14 protein-coding genes are annotated in these 15097 nt (G+C 62.9%); 7 read left to right on the top strand and 7 right to left on the bottom strand.

Features of this window, described 5'->3' with window-relative positions:
* Window positions 1–81: 81 nt before the first annotated feature.
* The 3 genes from GYH35_RS35280 to GYH35_RS30530 form a co-directional block, all read right to left on the bottom strand.
* Window positions 82–1584, bottom strand: coding sequence for a phospholipase D-like domain-containing protein (locus GYH35_RS35280; protein ID WP_161810044.1), 1503 nt, complete (start codon window positions 1582–1584; stop codon window positions 82–84).
* Between the two features lie 75 nt (window positions 1585–1659).
* Window positions 1660–2403 (bottom strand): anti-sigma factor family protein, encoded by a 744-nt coding sequence (locus GYH35_RS30535; protein WP_161810043.1) that lies wholly within the window; start codon window positions 2401–2403, stop codon window positions 1660–1662.
* Between the two features lie 9 nt (window positions 2404–2412).
* The gene (locus tag GYH35_RS30530) at window positions 2413–2919 is read right to left on the bottom strand and encodes an RNA polymerase sigma factor (RefSeq protein ID WP_161810042.1); all 507 of its coding nucleotides are present in this window, start codon (window positions 2917–2919) and stop codon (window positions 2413–2415) included.
* Between the two features lie 129 nt (window positions 2920–3048).
* Between GYH35_RS30530 and GYH35_RS30525 the strand changes: the two genes are divergently transcribed.
* Both GYH35_RS30525 and GYH35_RS30520 read left to right on the top strand, forming a co-directional pair.
* On the top strand, window positions 3049–4362 hold the full coding sequence (locus GYH35_RS30525; RefSeq protein WP_161830395.1) for a S8 family serine peptidase: 1314 nt from the start codon (window positions 3049–3051) through the stop codon (window positions 4360–4362).
* A 640-nt stretch (window positions 4363–5002) separates the two neighbouring features.
* Entirely contained in the window at window positions 5003–5878 is an 876-nt protein-coding gene (locus GYH35_RS30520) for a hypothetical protein (protein WP_161830394.1), read from the top strand.
* A gap of 41 nt (window positions 5879–5919) precedes the next feature.
* Here the strand turns inward: GYH35_RS30520 and GYH35_RS35560 are convergent, their stop codons facing one another.
* The 3 genes from GYH35_RS35560 to ligD form a co-directional block, all read right to left on the bottom strand.
* On the bottom strand, window positions 5920–6120 hold the full coding sequence (locus tag GYH35_RS35560) for a DUF3565 domain-containing protein (protein ID WP_161830393.1): 201 nt from the start codon (window positions 6118–6120) through the stop codon (window positions 5920–5922).
* A complete protein-coding gene (locus GYH35_RS30510; RefSeq protein WP_161830392.1) occupies window positions 6117–6746 on the bottom strand; it encodes a CAP domain-containing protein in 630 nt (209 codons plus the stop codon). Before GYH35_RS30510 ends, GYH35_RS35560 begins: the two co-directional genes overlap by 4 nt.
* 213 nt (window positions 6747–6959) lie before the next feature.
* Complete coding sequence (ligD, locus tag GYH35_RS30505) at window positions 6960–9734, bottom strand: DNA ligase D (protein WP_202624870.1); 2775 nt, start codon at window positions 9732–9734, stop codon at window positions 6960–6962.
* 83 nt (window positions 9735–9817) lie between these two features.
* On the opposite strand from ligD, the gene GYH35_RS30500 reads away from it, so the two are divergent.
* Both GYH35_RS30500 and GYH35_RS30495 read left to right on the top strand, forming a co-directional pair.
* The gene (locus GYH35_RS30500; RefSeq protein ID WP_161810037.1) at window positions 9818–10387 is read left to right on the top strand and encodes a DUF3617 domain-containing protein; all 570 of its coding nucleotides are present in this window, start codon (window positions 9818–9820) and stop codon (window positions 10385–10387) included.
* Window positions 10388–10470: 83 nt separating this feature from the next.
* Window positions 10471–11481 (top strand): NADP-dependent oxidoreductase, encoded by a 1011-nt coding sequence (locus tag GYH35_RS30495; RefSeq protein WP_161830391.1) that lies wholly within the window; start codon window positions 10471–10473, stop codon window positions 11479–11481.
* A gap of 21 nt (window positions 11482–11502) precedes the next feature.
* Here GYH35_RS30495 and GYH35_RS30490 read toward each other — a convergent pair whose 3' ends face one another.
* Complete coding sequence (locus GYH35_RS30490) at window positions 11503–12072, bottom strand: helix-turn-helix domain-containing protein (protein WP_161810035.1); 570 nt, start codon at window positions 12070–12072, stop codon at window positions 11503–11505.
* A gap of 218 nt (window positions 12073–12290) precedes the next feature.
* Between GYH35_RS30490 and GYH35_RS30485 the strand changes: the two genes are divergently transcribed.
* Genes GYH35_RS30485 through GYH35_RS30475 form a run of 3 tightly spaced genes read left to right on the top strand, consistent with a single transcriptional unit; the run spans window position 12291 to window position 15092 of the window.
* A complete protein-coding gene (locus GYH35_RS30485) occupies window positions 12291–13025 on the top strand; it encodes an SDR family oxidoreductase (protein WP_161830390.1) in 735 nt (244 codons plus the stop codon).
* On the top strand, window positions 13022–14236 hold the full coding sequence (locus GYH35_RS30480) for an S-adenosylmethionine:tRNA ribosyltransferase-isomerase (RefSeq protein WP_161830389.1): 1215 nt from the start codon (window positions 13022–13024) through the stop codon (window positions 14234–14236). Before GYH35_RS30485 ends, GYH35_RS30480 begins: the two co-directional genes overlap by 4 nt.
* Window positions 14175–15092, top strand: coding sequence for a recombination-associated protein RdgC (locus tag GYH35_RS30475; RefSeq protein ID WP_161810032.1), 918 nt, complete (start codon window positions 14175–14177; stop codon window positions 15090–15092). Before GYH35_RS30480 ends, GYH35_RS30475 begins: the two co-directional genes overlap by 62 nt.
* The last annotated feature ends 5 nt before the right edge of the window (window positions 15093–15097 follow it).

Here is a 15097-nt window from a genome sequence, read left to right as displayed (position 1 = left end):
CTGCCAGCCGACGATCGATTGCCGCCGTGGCAATACCGATATCTGCAGCGACAGAAGCCGAAGCGCGCCGCGCGCGTTGCGTTAGAAAGTGCTCAGTCCGGTGGCTTCCATCAAGCGATAGCGCCAGTAGCGGCCGGTGTCATCGTCTTTCCAGGCGCCGAACCCGGCGGTGAAGCTGGTTCCGGGTGGCCCGTCGTTATTCCACAGCCGGTCGAAATAGCTGATCAGCTCGATGCCCAGCGGTGACGCCGCGCTCAGCTCCACCGCGACGTTCGCTTCCAGATTGTAATTGCCGATGTTGCGCCGGGTGAGGTTCGCCGAGCCCAGCGACGCGATCAGCCGGTCGCCGTGCGTTACCAGGGCGAGCTTGGTGTGGAATTGCTCGCCATGCGTGCGATACCAGCGCACCTGGATCTTTTCGTCGCTCCTTCTCACCAGCTCGCTGGCGACCGGACGATTCGGCACGCCGTCCTTCTCGCGTCCGAACGCATCTTTGTTGGGATCGAGGATCAGCCGGACTTTTGCGCCACGCGACGCGGAGTTCAGCAGCGACTTCACGATCTTGCGGTCCGAGAGATAAAACGTCGCGATGCTGACTGCGTCGCCGTTGCGCGTCGTGTCGATCGCGCCGACCAGGTGATCGCGAATCGCTTCCTCGGTGAGGAATTGCAGTTGCACGGGATCGGCAGGCTCGGTCGCAGGGGGTATGGGGGCGGGGGCGTAGAGTTGACCTCGCCAGCCCGAGAAGCGCGCCACCGCCCTTTCGCTGTTGACGATCTCCTGCGCCAGAGCGCCATTGAAGCGCAGCCCCACATTCGAATGCGAACTGCTGCCGTCGTGCGGATTTGCCGACGTGACCATGCCGGTGAGCGTGCCGTCGGCACGATCGGCAAGGATGACCTTGCGATGATTCGCTTTGAAGTTCGCCAGCGCCAGCCAGCTGCGAAACGTAATCGGCGGACTGCCCGGCGGCGCAAACGGATTCATCATCGAGCCGCCGTCCGGCGAGTTGCCCCACCATTGCAGGAACATGCGCCACAGCGCCGAGTAGATGGCATTGGAGTCGCGCAGCCGATCGAGATTTGTGCTGACGACTTCGATGCCGGCAGCGCGCAGCTCATTCAACAACGGCGACGGCATGCCGCCGTAGACATCGTTGATAGGATCGGTAATGAGCAGAATGTTCAGTGCGGGATTGGCGGCCTTGCGCGCGAGCAGCCGGTCCGCGAGCTGGCGACTGAGCGGGCGATAGACGCCGTCGGCCGCGCCCATCATGTCGTTGAGCAAAAAGAAATCCGCGATCACGAACGACTGCGCCTGATCGATGATGTCGAACACTTCATCGAAGATGCGCTGCTCGCGAACGGCTTTGCCGTCCGGCAACGCGGTCGTGAGGTCGTAAAGAAACTGCACGTCGCTGGCTGCGGCGGTGATGAGCGGCGAGCTGACATCGGTGCCGGGTGGCATGGGCTTGCTGACATTCCACAATGCGACTGCCGCCCACCACGCCAGGAATGCCCACCAGAGCCAGCGCTTTTGAAAGCGCCGACGCGGCGCCGGTTCTTCTTCTAGCAAGGAATCCATGCCTGAATTGTAGTGGGCCTCGGGCGGCAACGCTGCAACCGAGTGTTTGTTTCCGGAACTGCGTCGCGTGCTGCGTTACTTTTTCCAGTCGCGCGCCCGGGCGGCCTGTTCCTGTTCGCGATCCAGCGCCTCACCGGCCATGCTTTGTTCCACGGCTGCGAGAATGGCCGGCGGCAGTTCGGTGCCGGCCATGCGATAGTCGCCGCCGTTGACGTCGGAACCGCCTTCGCTCAATGCGCGCACTTTCCATTCATTCGGCTCGCGGCACGCGAACCCGGCGGCCGAAGCGGTGACGAATGTGCGGCAGTAATCGCCGCTCGTAACGCGGAACGTCAGCCCGATCCGAACTTTTGCATCTTTGGCATCGCCACCGATTTGATCGGTGAGTGCGGCGGACAACTCGCCGCGCGCGACGATGCCGTCGGCACTGGTTGCAAACAAATCAGAACGCGAAGGATGCAGGGCGGTGCGCCCGGCGAGAATGCCGATGATCAGGCTGGCAGCGATCGAGGTCCATTCCACCCAGGACCAGCGTCGCGGATGGGCGGCCCGCTCCTTGGCCATGCGAGCTGCTTTGAGATCGGTGACGGACGCGGGTTTGGCGGGCGATGACGCTGCGGCTTCGAGCAGACGATCGGGAATGGGCTCGTCGAGGACGCCGTCGAATGCGACGCCGAGATCGGCCCGCAGACTGCGATGCTTCGCGACGCGCTCGGCGATCGATGGATCGAGCGCCATCGCAGCTTCGATCTGGCGGCGCAGGTCGGCGTCGACTTCATCGTCGGCATACGCCATCAGGATTTCATCCGAGAACTGCATGGTCCACCTTCATTCCAGCTGCTTCTGCAGCGCCTCGCGGCCCCGCGCCAGCCGGCTCGTCAACGTTCCGATCGGCACGTCCAGCGCCTCGGCGGCTTCCTTGTACGAGAGCCCTTCGACCAGCACCAGCGCCACGGCCATCCGCTGCTCCTCCGGCAACGAAGCCATCGCTCGCTGCACCGACAACAGCCGCAGCTGAGCCTCGCTGGCGTTGTCGGGCACGTCGAGGCCGGCCTCTTCCGGCGCCAGGACCTTGCCGTGGCGGCCGCGAGCCCGAGCCTCATCGATCCAGGCATTGCGCATGATGCCGAACATCCAGCTGTGAAACGGCGCCTCGGGCCGCCACTGCTCATGGCGAGACAGGGCGCGTTCGATCGAGATCTGCACCAGATCGTCCGCATCGGCCGGATGGCGGGCGATCGCGCGGCCAAAACGCCGCAACCTGGGCAGAAGCGCCACGATCTGCTCGCGCACCTGCTGCAAGGAGGACTGCGTGCTGGCGGGTGTCTCGTTCATTACTACGAGTTCGAGTCTGGGTTTATTCCCGAGCGGTCAAAATAATTGTGCCCCAACCTGACGCCGGCGGGCGACTTGGAAGGATTCGGGTTCCTGGCGCGTATATTCAGAAGATGGCTGAGCGTACTCATGTTCCCGACTAAATCCATCCTGCTTGCTTTCCTGCTGCTTGCGACCGGCGGGGTGGCGCGTGCGCAGGTCACGCTGCCGCAGGTGCAGGTGCCCAACTTGCCGGGGCTGCCGACCGAACCGCTCAATCGGACCGTCAATGACGTGCTCGATCAGGCCGATCCGCAGCGCCTGCGAGAGCTGCGGCAGGTGAGGATTCGTCATCTGCTTCGGACAAATCGGACGGTTCTCGAAGCTGACCCCCGCGGCGCGCCGATCGTTCGCAGCGAGGTCGTGGCGTTGTCGCCTACGCCGGCTGCGTTGGACCGCGCGCGTGCGGCCGGATTTGGGATTGGGCGGACGAGGACGTTGGAAGGGCTGGATGTTTCCATTGTCGTCCTGCAGGCCCCGCAGGGGATGTCCACCCGGCGTGCGCTGGAGCGGTTGCGGAGAGAGGATCCGGAGGGGACGTACGATTACAACCATGTTTATTTGGAGAGCGGGGTAGTTCCGGCTGCTGCCGCGGAGGAAACATCTGTCGTGGCGTCGAACGGGTCGCCTGCGGTAACCGCCAGAGTTGGGTTGATCGACGGCGGCGTACAGCGCTCTCATCCCGTATTCAATGGCGTCAACGTGCACGAGCACGGCTGCACTGGCGGCGCTGTGCCGAGCGCGCACGGGACAGCCGTGGCCTCGTTGTTGGTCGGTCAGGGCGATGTGTTTCATGGCGCCGCGCCGGGCGCGGAGCTGTTTGCGGCGGATGTTTATTGTGGGCTGGCGACTGGCGGTGCGCTCGATTCCGTTGCCGAGGCGTTTGCTTGGATGTCGAGGGAAAAGGTTCCTGTCATCAATATCAGCTTGGTCGGGCCTGCCAATGTGTTGCTCGAACGAATCGTTCGAGTCGTTACGGCGCGAGGGCACATCGTCGTCGCTGCGGTGGGTAACGATGGGCCGAGTGCGCCGCCTTTGTTTCCTGCTGCGTATCCGGAAGTCGTTGCTGTAACCGGCGTCGATGCGAAACAACGAGTGCTCGTGGAGGCCTGTCGAGGCAAGCACGTCGATTTCTCGGCGCCCGGGGCGAACATGTCTGCTGCAGGTATTGAGGCTCCCTTCGGTGTAGTGCGCGGGACCTCGTTCGCTGCGCCGCTCGTTGCTGGGCTGCTGGCGCGCCAGCTCCTCGCTGTTGGAGGTAAGGAACAAGCCGAGGCGGCTATCGCAGATCTCGCTGCCCGGGCAACCGATTTGGGTGCGCGAGGTGTCGATAAGATCTACGGCAATGGGCTCGTTGGGAACGATCTCCGACCACCGGAGCAGCTGTCCTCGGCTGCGCACTGATCGCCGAGGCCGCGGCGGCTCGCGCTGTCGGCACGGCAGACGCAGTGCTTGCGTCTACCGGAGAAGAGTCGCTGGGTAGTTACGGGCAGTGGCTCGCGGCTGCCGGGAAGGGGGTGTCTCCTCCCGGCACCGGGCGCCCGCCGGAGCGCATTGCGCTCCTCGCGTCCCATTGCACTGCGCAGTCCTGCTCCGTGCAAGCCCAGGGTATGCATCCATGTACACCCGCTCGGCGGAGCGAAGCATGCTTCGCTGAAAGGCACCGCCGAGCCCATGATGAGCCCTGCTGTTTCGGCCCCGTCCATGTGCCGAAAAGCTGCCGGAAGAAGACACCCCTTCCCGACAGACGCCGACACCACTGTGGTGAAGTCGAGCCTAGGAAGACGTGCATTCCGCACCCTCGGCGGCATGACCGTACGAGCAGGCTCATCTACACTGTCGCCGTTGAGCGCACAAAGAGCCCCTTTAGCGTGGCGGCGTGACCGTACGAAGGGGCCCATCGAGCACCGTGGTAGTGTTGGGCGCATTGCGGGCTCATTACGTCAAGCTCATCTTTTTTTCGTGGCGGCGGAAGAAATCGCCTGGCTGCCTCGTACTCCTATCAAAGGCTGCAGATTGGCTGCGTGCCGGACAGGAGACTCACATGAAAGTTCGTTACATGCTGATCGGTGTTGCGGTGGCTGCCGTGTTGAATTGTGCCGCTGTCAACGCTCAGGGTTTGGGCGGGCTCGGCGGCGGGTTGGGCGGTGGATTGTCGGGTGGTCTGCGCGATATGGGCATGGCCACGCACGGCACACTGAATGGATCGCTCGGTGCCGACCTCGACAGAGGGGCGCTGCGCCGGACCACTCGTGACACTGCGGAGCGCGCGACGAATCGTGCGCATAGCACGACGAGCGCTGTGCGCGATCGAGCGACCGGCACGGTTGATCAGACGCGAGAGAAGGTGGGCGAGACGCGCCAGATGGCGACGGCCGCGACTTCATCCGCTGCAGCATCAGCGGTCGGTGCGGTGAAAGACGTGCAGATTGAAGGCGCCGCCGATGTGGCCGGCTCGGCGGCCTCGAACGTGAGTCGCGATGGCGTCAACCTCGTCGGTGCTGCGCAGGGTGCGGGCAGTGGAGCCGTGAATGGAGCGGCGCTGCCGCAGCCGGAGTTGGCGAACGTGGCTCCCGCAAAGCTGGCGAGCGGCGAGGCGCCAAATGTTTCTAATGCAACTCAGGGCATTGCCGAGCCAACAACCGCCGCGTCTGCGGCGCAGCCGAGCAAGGAAGGTTCCGCGTCTGGCTTGTTAGGCGGCGCGACTGGCGCAGCGAATGCCAGCGAATCGAGCAATGCGGGCGGTGGTCTGCTCGATGCTCCGAAGGCCGCGGATGCGCCGAAGGCCACGACGGCGTCGGAGTCTTCGCAGCCTTCCAGTGGTTTGAACATCGCCGGCAATGCGAACGGCTCGGCCTCCGCATCGCGCAGTGGAGTCTCCACCGAAGGTGACGGTTCGATGAGCGCCTCGCGCAAGTAACAACGATAGGTAAGGGCGCCGAGGAACAATCCTCGGCGCTCTCAATCCGGCGGTCGGCCCTCATCGCATTTCTTGCAATCCAATTCCACTCCGAGCGCCGCCTGGCGGCCTTCCGGCGTAACGACCCACGGTCTGTTGGTCCAAGGTGGATTGTGACGAACATGCTGGTTGTGCCCACACTCCAGCCGCGCCACCCAGTGCTGCTCGTCATCTTGCTGAAACGAGACGATCTTCCGCTTCATCGAGGCGCCGCGAACACCTGTGTCCAGTAAATGCCCGCATCGCTCTTGCGATCCACCGCGAAAGCGATGCCCATCTCGGTAAATCCGGCCGTCATGATATTGGCGCAGTGGCCCGGGCTTTTGAGCCAGAGTTGGACGACGGTTTCGGCCGTTTGGGCGCCGTCGGCGACGTTTTCTCCGACGGTGCGCCACTTGTAACCAACGCGCGCCGCGCGTTCGCCGACCATGCTCCCATCTGAGCCCCGGTGTTCGAGAAAGCTTTTGCTCGCCATGTCCTGGCTATGAATCAACGCGGCCCGATTCAACACGGCGGACAGCGTCAACGGTGGAACCGACGCAAATTGTTTCCGCCCGCACTTGCGGGCTTTGCCACGGGCCGCATTCACGAGCGATAAAACCTCCTTGCTGACCTGCGCCGCATCTTTCACGCCAGGCGTGACAAACGGTGTCGCCGCGACAATCCAGATACCATCGCGCTTCTGATAAACACCAATTTCCTTGAGCGTGGCGTCGGTGATGGTCTCGCAATAGTTGGCGCGCAGGACATCGAGAATGGCTTTCCGGTCGGTGGCGCCTTCCACGTGCATTGAGGCGGAGTTCGTGAATCGATAGTCGCCGCGCTCCATCGCATCCCGCAATCGGCCGCCCTTCGACCATTCTCGCGCAACGACATCGAGCCCTTTACTGGATCGCAGCGGCTGCGAAACGCCGGGTCGATTGTCGCAGCCTTGGCGTCGAAGCTGATTCAGGTCGTCCGCAATGTCCGCGAGTGCCGGCGTCGCAATCCATGCGCCGCAAAGGACGGCCAACGCGCTCGCAAGTTTTCTCATGCAGCGATGTTAAGTCATCGCGTGCGAGTGATTCGAGTGCTTGCGACGGTGGGCCGTTTGTCGCGGCTGAACGAACTTCCGGATCGCATCCTCCAACGGCCGCTCCGCATCACAGTAGTCCTGCCATTCGGTAGCCTTGCTGGCGTAGTCCGCCGCAGTTCGCATGGTGTAACGCGTCGGATCGAGACCTGCTCTCACCTGCGACCAGTTCAGCGGCATGGAAACCGTCGCGCCTTCGCGAAGGCGGGGCGAATAGGGCGCGACCGCGGTCGCCATACGATCGTTGCGCAAGTAGTCGAGGAAGATCTTTCCGCCGCGCAGCTTCTTCGACATGTTCACCAGGTAGCGATCGGGACTGTCCTCCGCCATGCGCGTACACACGCCTTGTGCGAACGCCTTTGCTTCCGGCCATTTCAGGCGATTGTTCTTCGAATCGGCCAGCGGCGTGACGACGTGCAGGCCTTTGCCACCAGTCGTCTTGCAGAAGGCAATCAGGCCCAGCGCTTCGAGCCGCTCTTTGATCTCTTTCGCCGCGGCGATGACATCGTTGAAGTCGAGATCCGGTCCGGGATCGAGATCGAACACCAGCCGGCCCGGCGTTTCCGGTTTGCCGGGCTGACAGTTCCAGGGATGCAACTCGATGCCCGCGATCTGCGCAATCGCCGCCAGGGCTTCGGCCCGATCGATCTGCAGATACGGTTTGTGATCGCCGAACACCTTCACCAGCGTGAGCAGGCTCGACGTGCCTTGCATGGCATGGCGTTGGAAAAAACGTTCCTTGCCGATGCCGTCCGGTGCGCGGATCAAGGAGCAGGGACGACCCGCGATGTGCGGCATGATCCATTCGCCCATGCTTTCGTAGTAGCGAGCGAGGTCAAGCTTGGTCACGGGCTTCTTGTCGTTCGCGTTCGGCCACAGAACTTTGTCGGCGCTCGAGATGGGCACGCCCATGACGACGTTCGATCCTGCGGCGGCCGACTTGCTCGACTTCGCAGCGGCGGAACGTTTCTTCGCCGCTTTGCCGCGAGTAGCAGTCTTCGTTGCGGCTTTGGTCTTCCCGCGAGCGGCCTTCGGCGTCGGCTCCACGACATCGACCTCTTCGGCTTCGGCCGGCCGCTCCGCGACGATCTCGCTCGCTGGTTTATCGGTGCGCAAACCCTTGAATGCCGCCTGACGAATATTGCCGTCGCCGGTCCAGCCGGCGAACTCGATCTCCGCGACCAGTTTGGGCTTGACCCAGTGAATCTCGGGCTTCTTGCGCGGCGCTGTCTTGCCGCCGAAGGGATTCTCGTCGGTCTCCAGCTTTTTCAGTTTCGGCCACAGCTGACGGACCTTGTCGCCGCTGAAACCGGTGCCGACCCGGCCGACGTGAACGAGATGACCGTCGCGATTCACGCCGACGATCAACGAACGGAAGTTCGCGCCGGTTTGCGTCCAGCCGCCAATCACGACTTCCTGCCCGGCGCGGCACTTCGATTTCGTCCAATCGCCGATGCGGCCGGCGCGATACGGAGCATCGAGACGCTTGGAAATGATGCCTTCGAGGTTCATGCGACACGCCGACTGCAACACTGCGTCGCCGGCGGTCTCGAAGTGATCGACATAACGGATCAACGAGCTCGAATCCTGCCCTTGCTCGCCCAAATACTCCTGCAACGCGGCCTTGCGATCCCGCAGCGACAATGAGCGCAGATCGCCCTCGTCGCTGTACATGAAATCGAACGCGAAGAAGATCAGATCGTCGGTGCGATCTTCCGACAGCGCAGCTTGCAGGGCCGCGAAGTCCGGCGAGCCGTTCTCGTCGAGCGCGGCGACTTCGCCGTCGATGATGGCGTTGGGGAACTCGGCGGCCGTATCGGCGATGGCTCGAAACTTGTGGGTCCAGTCGAGCCCTTTGCGAGTTTTCAATGTGACTTCGCCATTCGCGATGCGCAGCTGCAGGCGATAGCCGTCGAACTTCACCTCGTGACCCCAGCCGTCGCCAACCGGCGGGCGGTCGACGGGCTTGCACAGCTCGGGTTCGATGAACGCCGGAATGCGGACGCGTTTGGTTGAAGTTTTCTTAGCGCGCGCTTTCTTGTGAGCGACTCCAGTCGTGCCGGGCGCTGCTTCCACCGGGTCGCGATTGGAGTGCCATACCGCATTGGCTTTGGTGGGCTTGCCGCTCAGCATGAACGGTTTCGGCGCGCGACCCTTGCCGGCAGCGATCGACGCCATCGGACGGCCCGACGCGACCGAGCGATCCTCGCCCATCATTTTCTCGACGCCCTTCGCATCCAAGGCATAGGCGTCGCGATGTTTGATCAGCAGCCAGTTGGTGCGCTTGCCGCCATAACGATCGCCCTTCATGCGCACCAGTACGAAACTGCCCTTCAGGCGCTCGCCGGCGACCTGGAATTTCAACTCGCCTTTTTTCAATTGCGCTTCGGCCGACAGCTCGCCTTCGGGCCGCCAGAAGCCGCGATCCCAGAGTTGTACTGTACCTCCGCCGTATTGGCCTTTCGGGATGGTGCCTTCAAAGTCGCCGTAATCGAGCGGGTGATCTTCCACTTCCACGGCCAGGCGCTTGTCCTTGGGGTCGAGCGACGGGCCGCGCGTGACTGCCCAGGATTTGAAGACGCCATCCAGCTCCAGCCGGAGATCGAAGTGCAGCCGGGTGGCCGCGTGCTTCTGGATCACGAAACGCAGCTCCGGCGACTTGTCCACCTTTTGCCGGCCGCTGGGCTCGGCGGTCTGGTTGAAATCGCGCATGGCGCGATAGCGTGAAAGTTTGCGAGTTGCCACATCACACCTCTGCGGGAAACAATCGCCGGCGAGTAAGTGGAAACGCTGTGACAGCGGACCACGTTCCTTAACCTGAGACAACCATGAAAATGCTGAAAACGACTGCGATCGCGGCGCTGACACTGACGGCCCTGAGCGTGGCTGCGGCCGCTCCCGAGCGTCTCAACGTCAAGCTCGGCTTGTGGGAAATGACCTCCATCATGCGTTTCAGCGGCATGCCGCCGTTGCCGAAGGAGGTGATGGACAAGATGACGCCGCAGCAGCGCGCCAAGCTGGCCGCGGACCTCAAGGCCGCCGCTGCGGAAGAGCCGGAACCGGAAACCAGCAGCGAATGCATTACACAGGAGGATCTGGACAAGCCGTTCCATTCCTCCAACTCCGATGACTGCACTTCGACCATCGTTCGCACCACGCGCACCAGTCAGGAAATCCGCATGGTGTGCACCGGCAAGACCAAGGGCTCGGGCACCTTCAAGGTGAACACGCCGACGCCGGAAACCATGAACGGCACGCTCGATCTGAAGGCGGGCGACGGGCCGGACGCATTCGTGATTAAAGGCACGCTCAAAGGCCGCTGGCTTGGAGCGGACTGCGGCGATGAGGAAGATAACGACGACGTCGTTGACGACGACGAAGACACTGCAGAGCAGTAATCGCTCGCGTCCGTAATGTGGGCCGCGATTTTTCGCGGCCACATCCCTTATGCTTGCCTCCAGCAACGACGCTCGGAGGCCGCATGACTCTTCGCAATCATCAGTTCCGTCTGGCAGCCCGGCCGGTAGGTGCGGTGAAGCGCACCGACTTCAACTACGTCGAAGAACCGGTGCGCTCGCCTGGCGACAATGAAGTACTGGTGAAGACGTTATATCTGTCGCTCGACCCGGCGATGCGCGGCTGGATGAATGAGGGCAAGTCATACATTCCACCCGTGGCCCTCGGCGAAGTCATGCGCGCCGGCGGCGTAGGCAAAGTCGTCGAGTCCAAACATCCCAAGTTCAATGCCGGCGATTTCGTGTACGGCACGCTCGGCATCCAGGAATACGCGACGCTCGACGGCAAAGGATTGAGCAAGGTCGATCCTTCGGTCGCGCCGCTGCCGGTTTATCTCGGCACGCTCGGCATGCCGGGGATGACCGCCTATTTCGGCTTGCTCGATATCGGCAAGCCGCAGCCAGGCGAGACGGTCGTTGTTTCAGGGGCGGCCGGTGCGGTGGGCACCGTCGTCGGTCAGATCGCGAAGATCAAAGGTTGTCGCGTCGTCGGCATTGCGGGTGGCAAGCAGAAGTGCGATTACCTCACGCAAACGCTCGGCTTCGACGCCGCCATCGATTACAAGTCCGACGATGTGAAGAAGGCGCTGCGCCAGCATTGCCCCAAAGGCGTCGATGTTTATTTCGACAACGTCGGCGGCGACATTCTCGATATCGTGCTCACGCAGTTGGCCCGCAAGGCGCGCATCGTCATTTGCGGGGCGATCTCACAGTACAACAGCACTACGGGTGTGAAGGGGCCGTCGAATTACATGTCGTTGCTGGTCAATCGCGCCAGCATGACCGGCATGGTCGTGTTCGATTACGCCGATCGTTATCCCGAAGCGGGGCGGGAGATGGCGGGTTGGCTGAAGAGCGGGCAGCTCAAGACGCGTGAGGATATCGTCAGCGGGTTGGAAACATTCCCGGAGACGCTGCTGAAATTGTTCAGCGGCGAGAACTTCGGCAAGCTGGTGTTGAAAGTCGCTGACGCTTAGGGAGTCATCGGCGAGCTGCATTTATACGCCCGCTCTAGCGAACAGCACGGCCGAGACGCCCTGCGCGGGCCGATTCGCGTCGGTGTTCCTGTACGAATGCGGCACGTTGCCGGGAAAGGCAAGCACATCGCCGGCGGCGAGATCGAAGCGGTCGCCGGCGACGAAGATCGTCACGTGCCCTGACAGGCACGTAAAAAATTCTCGCGTGCCGGGCAAGTGAGGCGAGCCTCGCATCGATGCGCCCGGCGCGAAATCCATCACCTGGAGCACTTCATCCGGCACGCGCTCCGGGATCAACGAGCGAATAGCGACGCCACGTCCGGCGTTCTGTGACGCCATCTCCTCGCTCGACCACTTCCGAACCTTCGCTCGTGGCGACGCGAGCAGTTCATCGAGCGGCACACCCAACGCATTGGCAACCTTGACCAACACCGTGAGCGACGGATTACCGTTGCTCGATTCCAGATTGGCAATGGTGGAGCGCGGCACGTCGGCGCTCTTCGCCAGCGCGCCTTGCGTGAGATTGCGCACCTGGCGAAAGGCGACGAGATTGCGGGCGAGGTGTTCGGCCACCAATTCAGGTTTATCCATGGTGTTACAGCCCTGGGTACATGGATGTACTCCGCCGCTTGCGGCGGCGAGAGGCAAAAGTCACGCCTTTTGCCGACTCGCACGAGAGTCGTGGCAGGATGCCCGATCCCGAGTATTTAAATGCTTTGTCCATGCTTGCTACCGCTTGCCAATATAGTGGACACGACGGTTGGCTAGTTTCTGCGGGTCCCTAAGATGCTGTCATCGAAGGAGGCCCTATGCAAACTCAACGACAGTCCGAAACTCCGCGTCACTTGCATGGCGTACGAGTCGCGATCACTGGCGGCACCTCGGGGCTCGGCCTGGCGCTGGTCAGAGAGCTTACGCGTCGCGGAGCACAGGTTGCTCTGATCGCTCGCACGCCAACTCGCGTTGCTGCCGTGGCGGCGGAAGCGTCCGCGCACGGCATCGTCGGCGATGTTTCGAACAAGCACGACATTCACCGTATCGCGCTGCAAGTCACCGGCCGATTGGGCGGGCTCGATGTACTCATCAACAACGCGTCCGATCTGGGGCCGGTGCCGCTGAGCTTGCTCGGTGACACTCAGTGCGAGGATTTCGAGCGCGCGCTGGTAACGAACGTGCTCGGCCCGTTCCGATTGACGAAGGCGCTGCTCGGCTCGCTCGCTGCTTCCGCGCGTGAAGGCAAAGGCTCGGTGGTGTTGAACATTTCCAGCGATGCGGCTGTCAACGCCTACCCGCAGTGGGGCGCTTATGGCGCTAGCAAAGCTGCACTGGCCCATATGACGCGCATCTGGAACGAAGAGATCTCTGCGCAAGGGGTGCGATTCATCGCGCTCGATCCAGGCGATATGGATACGCCGATGCATGCGGCTGCTTTGCCTGACGCCGATCCGTCGACGCTCAAGCAACCGGCCCAATCAGCATACGAGCTTGCGGAAACCATTTGTGACTTGCTGCCGGCGCGCCCGGCGCTGAGAAACGCCTCATGATGCCAGCCAATCGTCCCACTCAACGTCCCGCGACTGCGCGTTTGTTGTATGTCGACGCGCACGGCGCGATCCGTCATGCGCCGCGCTCGCAGTTTGTGAACCTGCTGCGTCCTGGCGATCTGGTGATTGCGAATGACGCAGCGACGCTGCCGGCGAGTTTGCAGGGCGTGCACGCGCGCACTGGACGAAGCATCGAGGTGAGGCTCGCAGGGAAACCATCGCTGGCTCATCGAGATGTGCAGCGATTCATTGCCGTGGCATTCGGGGCCGGTGACTTTCGCACGCGCACAGAAGATCGGCCGCCGCCGCCTGTGTTCGAGGCGGGCGATGAGCTCGAGCTGGGCTCGTTGAGCGCGCGTGTCGAACGCGTTCTCGGTCATCCGCGACTGCTAGCGCTGCGTTTCGAAGCTGAGGTCGATGAGTTGTGGCGAGGCCTGGCCACGCACGGTCGTCCCATTCAATACGCTCATCTCAGCGAGCCACTGTCGCTGTGGGATGTTTGGACATCGATTGCGGGCACGCCGGTGGCCTATGAGCCACCGTCCGCCGGCTTTGTGCTCGACTGGCAGATGCTCGCGGACTTCGAGGCGCGAGGCATCGAGTTCGCGACGCTCACGCACGCGGCGGGCATTTCTTCCACGGGCGATCCGGAGCTGGATCGCATGCTGCCGTTCGATGAGCCGTACCGGATTCCGGTCGCGACCGAAGAGGCGATTGCGGCCGCGTTGTGCGAGGGGCGGCGGATCGTCGCGATCGGCACGACTGTCGTGCGGGCGCTGGAGCACAGCGCCGCGACTTTCGGCTCGGTCGCGGCCGGCGAGAGCGTCGCGAACCTACGGATCGGGGCCGAGACGCAGCTGCGCGTGGTCGACGTGATTCTGTCCGGTACGCACGAGCCCGGGACCAGCCATTACGAGTTGCTGCAAGCATTCGCCGACAAAGCTGCGCTGCTTCGCGCGGATGACGCGCTGGAGAGCGCCGGCTATCGGACCCACGAATTCGGCGATTCCGTTCTGATTGAACGCGATAGCCGTCGATATTCGCGCCTGGCCGGATCGGGGATCGAGGCAGGAGATTTTCCGGAAAATCAAGGACTGGTCGGACGGCGTACGCCACGTATACTCCGCCGTTTTGCGCCGGCGCCCGCCCATGTGGTTCAAGAATCTCATCGTCTATCGCCTGCCCGACGACTTCTCTGTCTCCGCGACTGAGCTGGAAGAGAAGCTCGCCGCGCGCTCGCTCATGCCGTGCGGCAGCTTCGACATGCAGAGCAAGGGCTGGGTGTTCTCCAGCGACCTGGAGCGCTACGTCCACACGGTTAACGGCCAGCACCTGATCGCGCTCGGCGTCGATCAGAAGTTATTGCCCGGCTCCATCATCCGCCAGGTCGCCACCGATCGCGCCAAGGAGATCGCCAAGGAGCAGGGCTACCCGGTCGGCCGTCGTCAGATGCGCGAATTGAAGATGCGCGTCACCGAGGAGCTGCGCGGTCGGGCGTTGACGCGTAAACGCATCACGCATGCGTGGATCGATCCGGCGCACGGCTGGCTGGTCGTCAATGCGTCCAGCGAAGGCAAAGCCGAAGAGCTGGTCGAGACGTTGCGAGACACGCTGGGCAGCTTGCAGGTCACGCTGCTGGAAACGGAGCGCTCGCCGGCGTCGGCAATGACTGCATGGTTGGCGCTGGGCGATGCGCCCGTCACGTTCACCATCGATGACGATTGCGAATTGCAGGCGGCGGATCAGAGCAAGCCGGTGATTCGCTACGTGCGTCACCCGCTCGACGGCAAGGAAATCCGCGCGCAGATCACTGGCGGTATGTTTGCTACGCGCCTCGGCCTGACGTGGAAGGATCGGGTCTCGTTCGTGCTGAACGAGAAGCTGCACGTGAAGAAAGTCGAATTCCTGCTGATGGATAAGGACACGCCGGCGGAAGGCGAGTCGGCGAATCCCGGCGAGCAGTTCGACATCGATTTCACCCTGATGACCGGCGAGCTCGCCGCCCTGCTGGGCGATTTGGCGAAAGCCCTCGGCGAGCCGGAGCAGAAGCAGGCCGCGGCCGCATAACGCGG

This window comes from Steroidobacter agaridevorans (assembly GCF_009932555.1).
GTDB lineage: Bacteria > Pseudomonadota > Gammaproteobacteria > Steroidobacterales > Steroidobacteraceae > Steroidobacter > Steroidobacter agaridevorans.
This window is presented reverse-complemented; position numbering and strand designations above follow the sequence as displayed.

What these genes read in the sequence shown, in the direction of transcription:
- GYH35_RS35280 (WP_161810044.1), bottom strand. Translation starts at nt 1,584, where the DNA reads ATGGATTCCTTGCTAGAAGAAGAACCGGCGCCGCGTCGGCGCTTTCAA.
- GYH35_RS30485 (WP_161830390.1), top strand. Translation starts at nt 12,291, where the DNA reads ATGCAAACTCAACGACAGTCCGAAACTCCGCGTCACTTGCATGGCGTA.
- GYH35_RS30510 (WP_161830392.1), bottom strand. Translation starts at nt 6,746, where the DNA reads ATGGAGCGCGGCGACTATCGATTCACGAACTCCGCCTCAATGCACGTG.
- GYH35_RS30495 (WP_161830391.1), top strand. Translation starts at nt 10,471, where the DNA reads ATGACTCTTCGCAATCATCAGTTCCGTCTGGCAGCCCGGCCGGTAGGT.
- GYH35_RS30525 (WP_161830395.1), top strand. Translation starts at nt 3,049, where the DNA reads ATGTTCCCGACTAAATCCATCCTGCTTGCTTTCCTGCTGCTTGCGACC.
- GYH35_RS30500 (WP_161810037.1), top strand. Translation starts at nt 9,818, where the DNA reads ATGAAAATGCTGAAAACGACTGCGATCGCGGCGCTGACACTGACGGCC.
- GYH35_RS30480 (WP_161830389.1), top strand. Translation starts at nt 13,022, where the DNA reads ATGATGCCAGCCAATCGTCCCACTCAACGTCCCGCGACTGCGCGTTTG.
- GYH35_RS30520 (WP_161830394.1), top strand. Translation starts at nt 5,003, where the DNA reads ATGAAAGTTCGTTACATGCTGATCGGTGTTGCGGTGGCTGCCGTGTTG.
- GYH35_RS30475 (WP_161810032.1), top strand. Translation starts at nt 14,175, where the DNA reads ATGTGGTTCAAGAATCTCATCGTCTATCGCCTGCCCGACGACTTCTCT.
- GYH35_RS30535 (WP_161810043.1), bottom strand. Translation starts at nt 2,403, where the DNA reads ATGCAGTTCTCGGATGAAATCCTGATGGCGTATGCCGACGATGAAGTC.
- GYH35_RS30530 (WP_161810042.1), bottom strand. Translation starts at nt 2,919, where the DNA reads ATGAACGAGACACCCGCCAGCACGCAGTCCTCCTTGCAGCAGGTGCGC.
- GYH35_RS30490 (WP_161810035.1), bottom strand. Translation starts at nt 12,072, where the DNA reads ATGGATAAACCTGAATTGGTGGCCGAACACCTCGCCCGCAATCTCGTC.
- GYH35_RS35560 (WP_161830393.1), bottom strand. Translation starts at nt 6,120, where the DNA reads ATGAAGCGGAAGATCGTCTCGTTTCAGCAAGATGACGAGCAGCACTGG.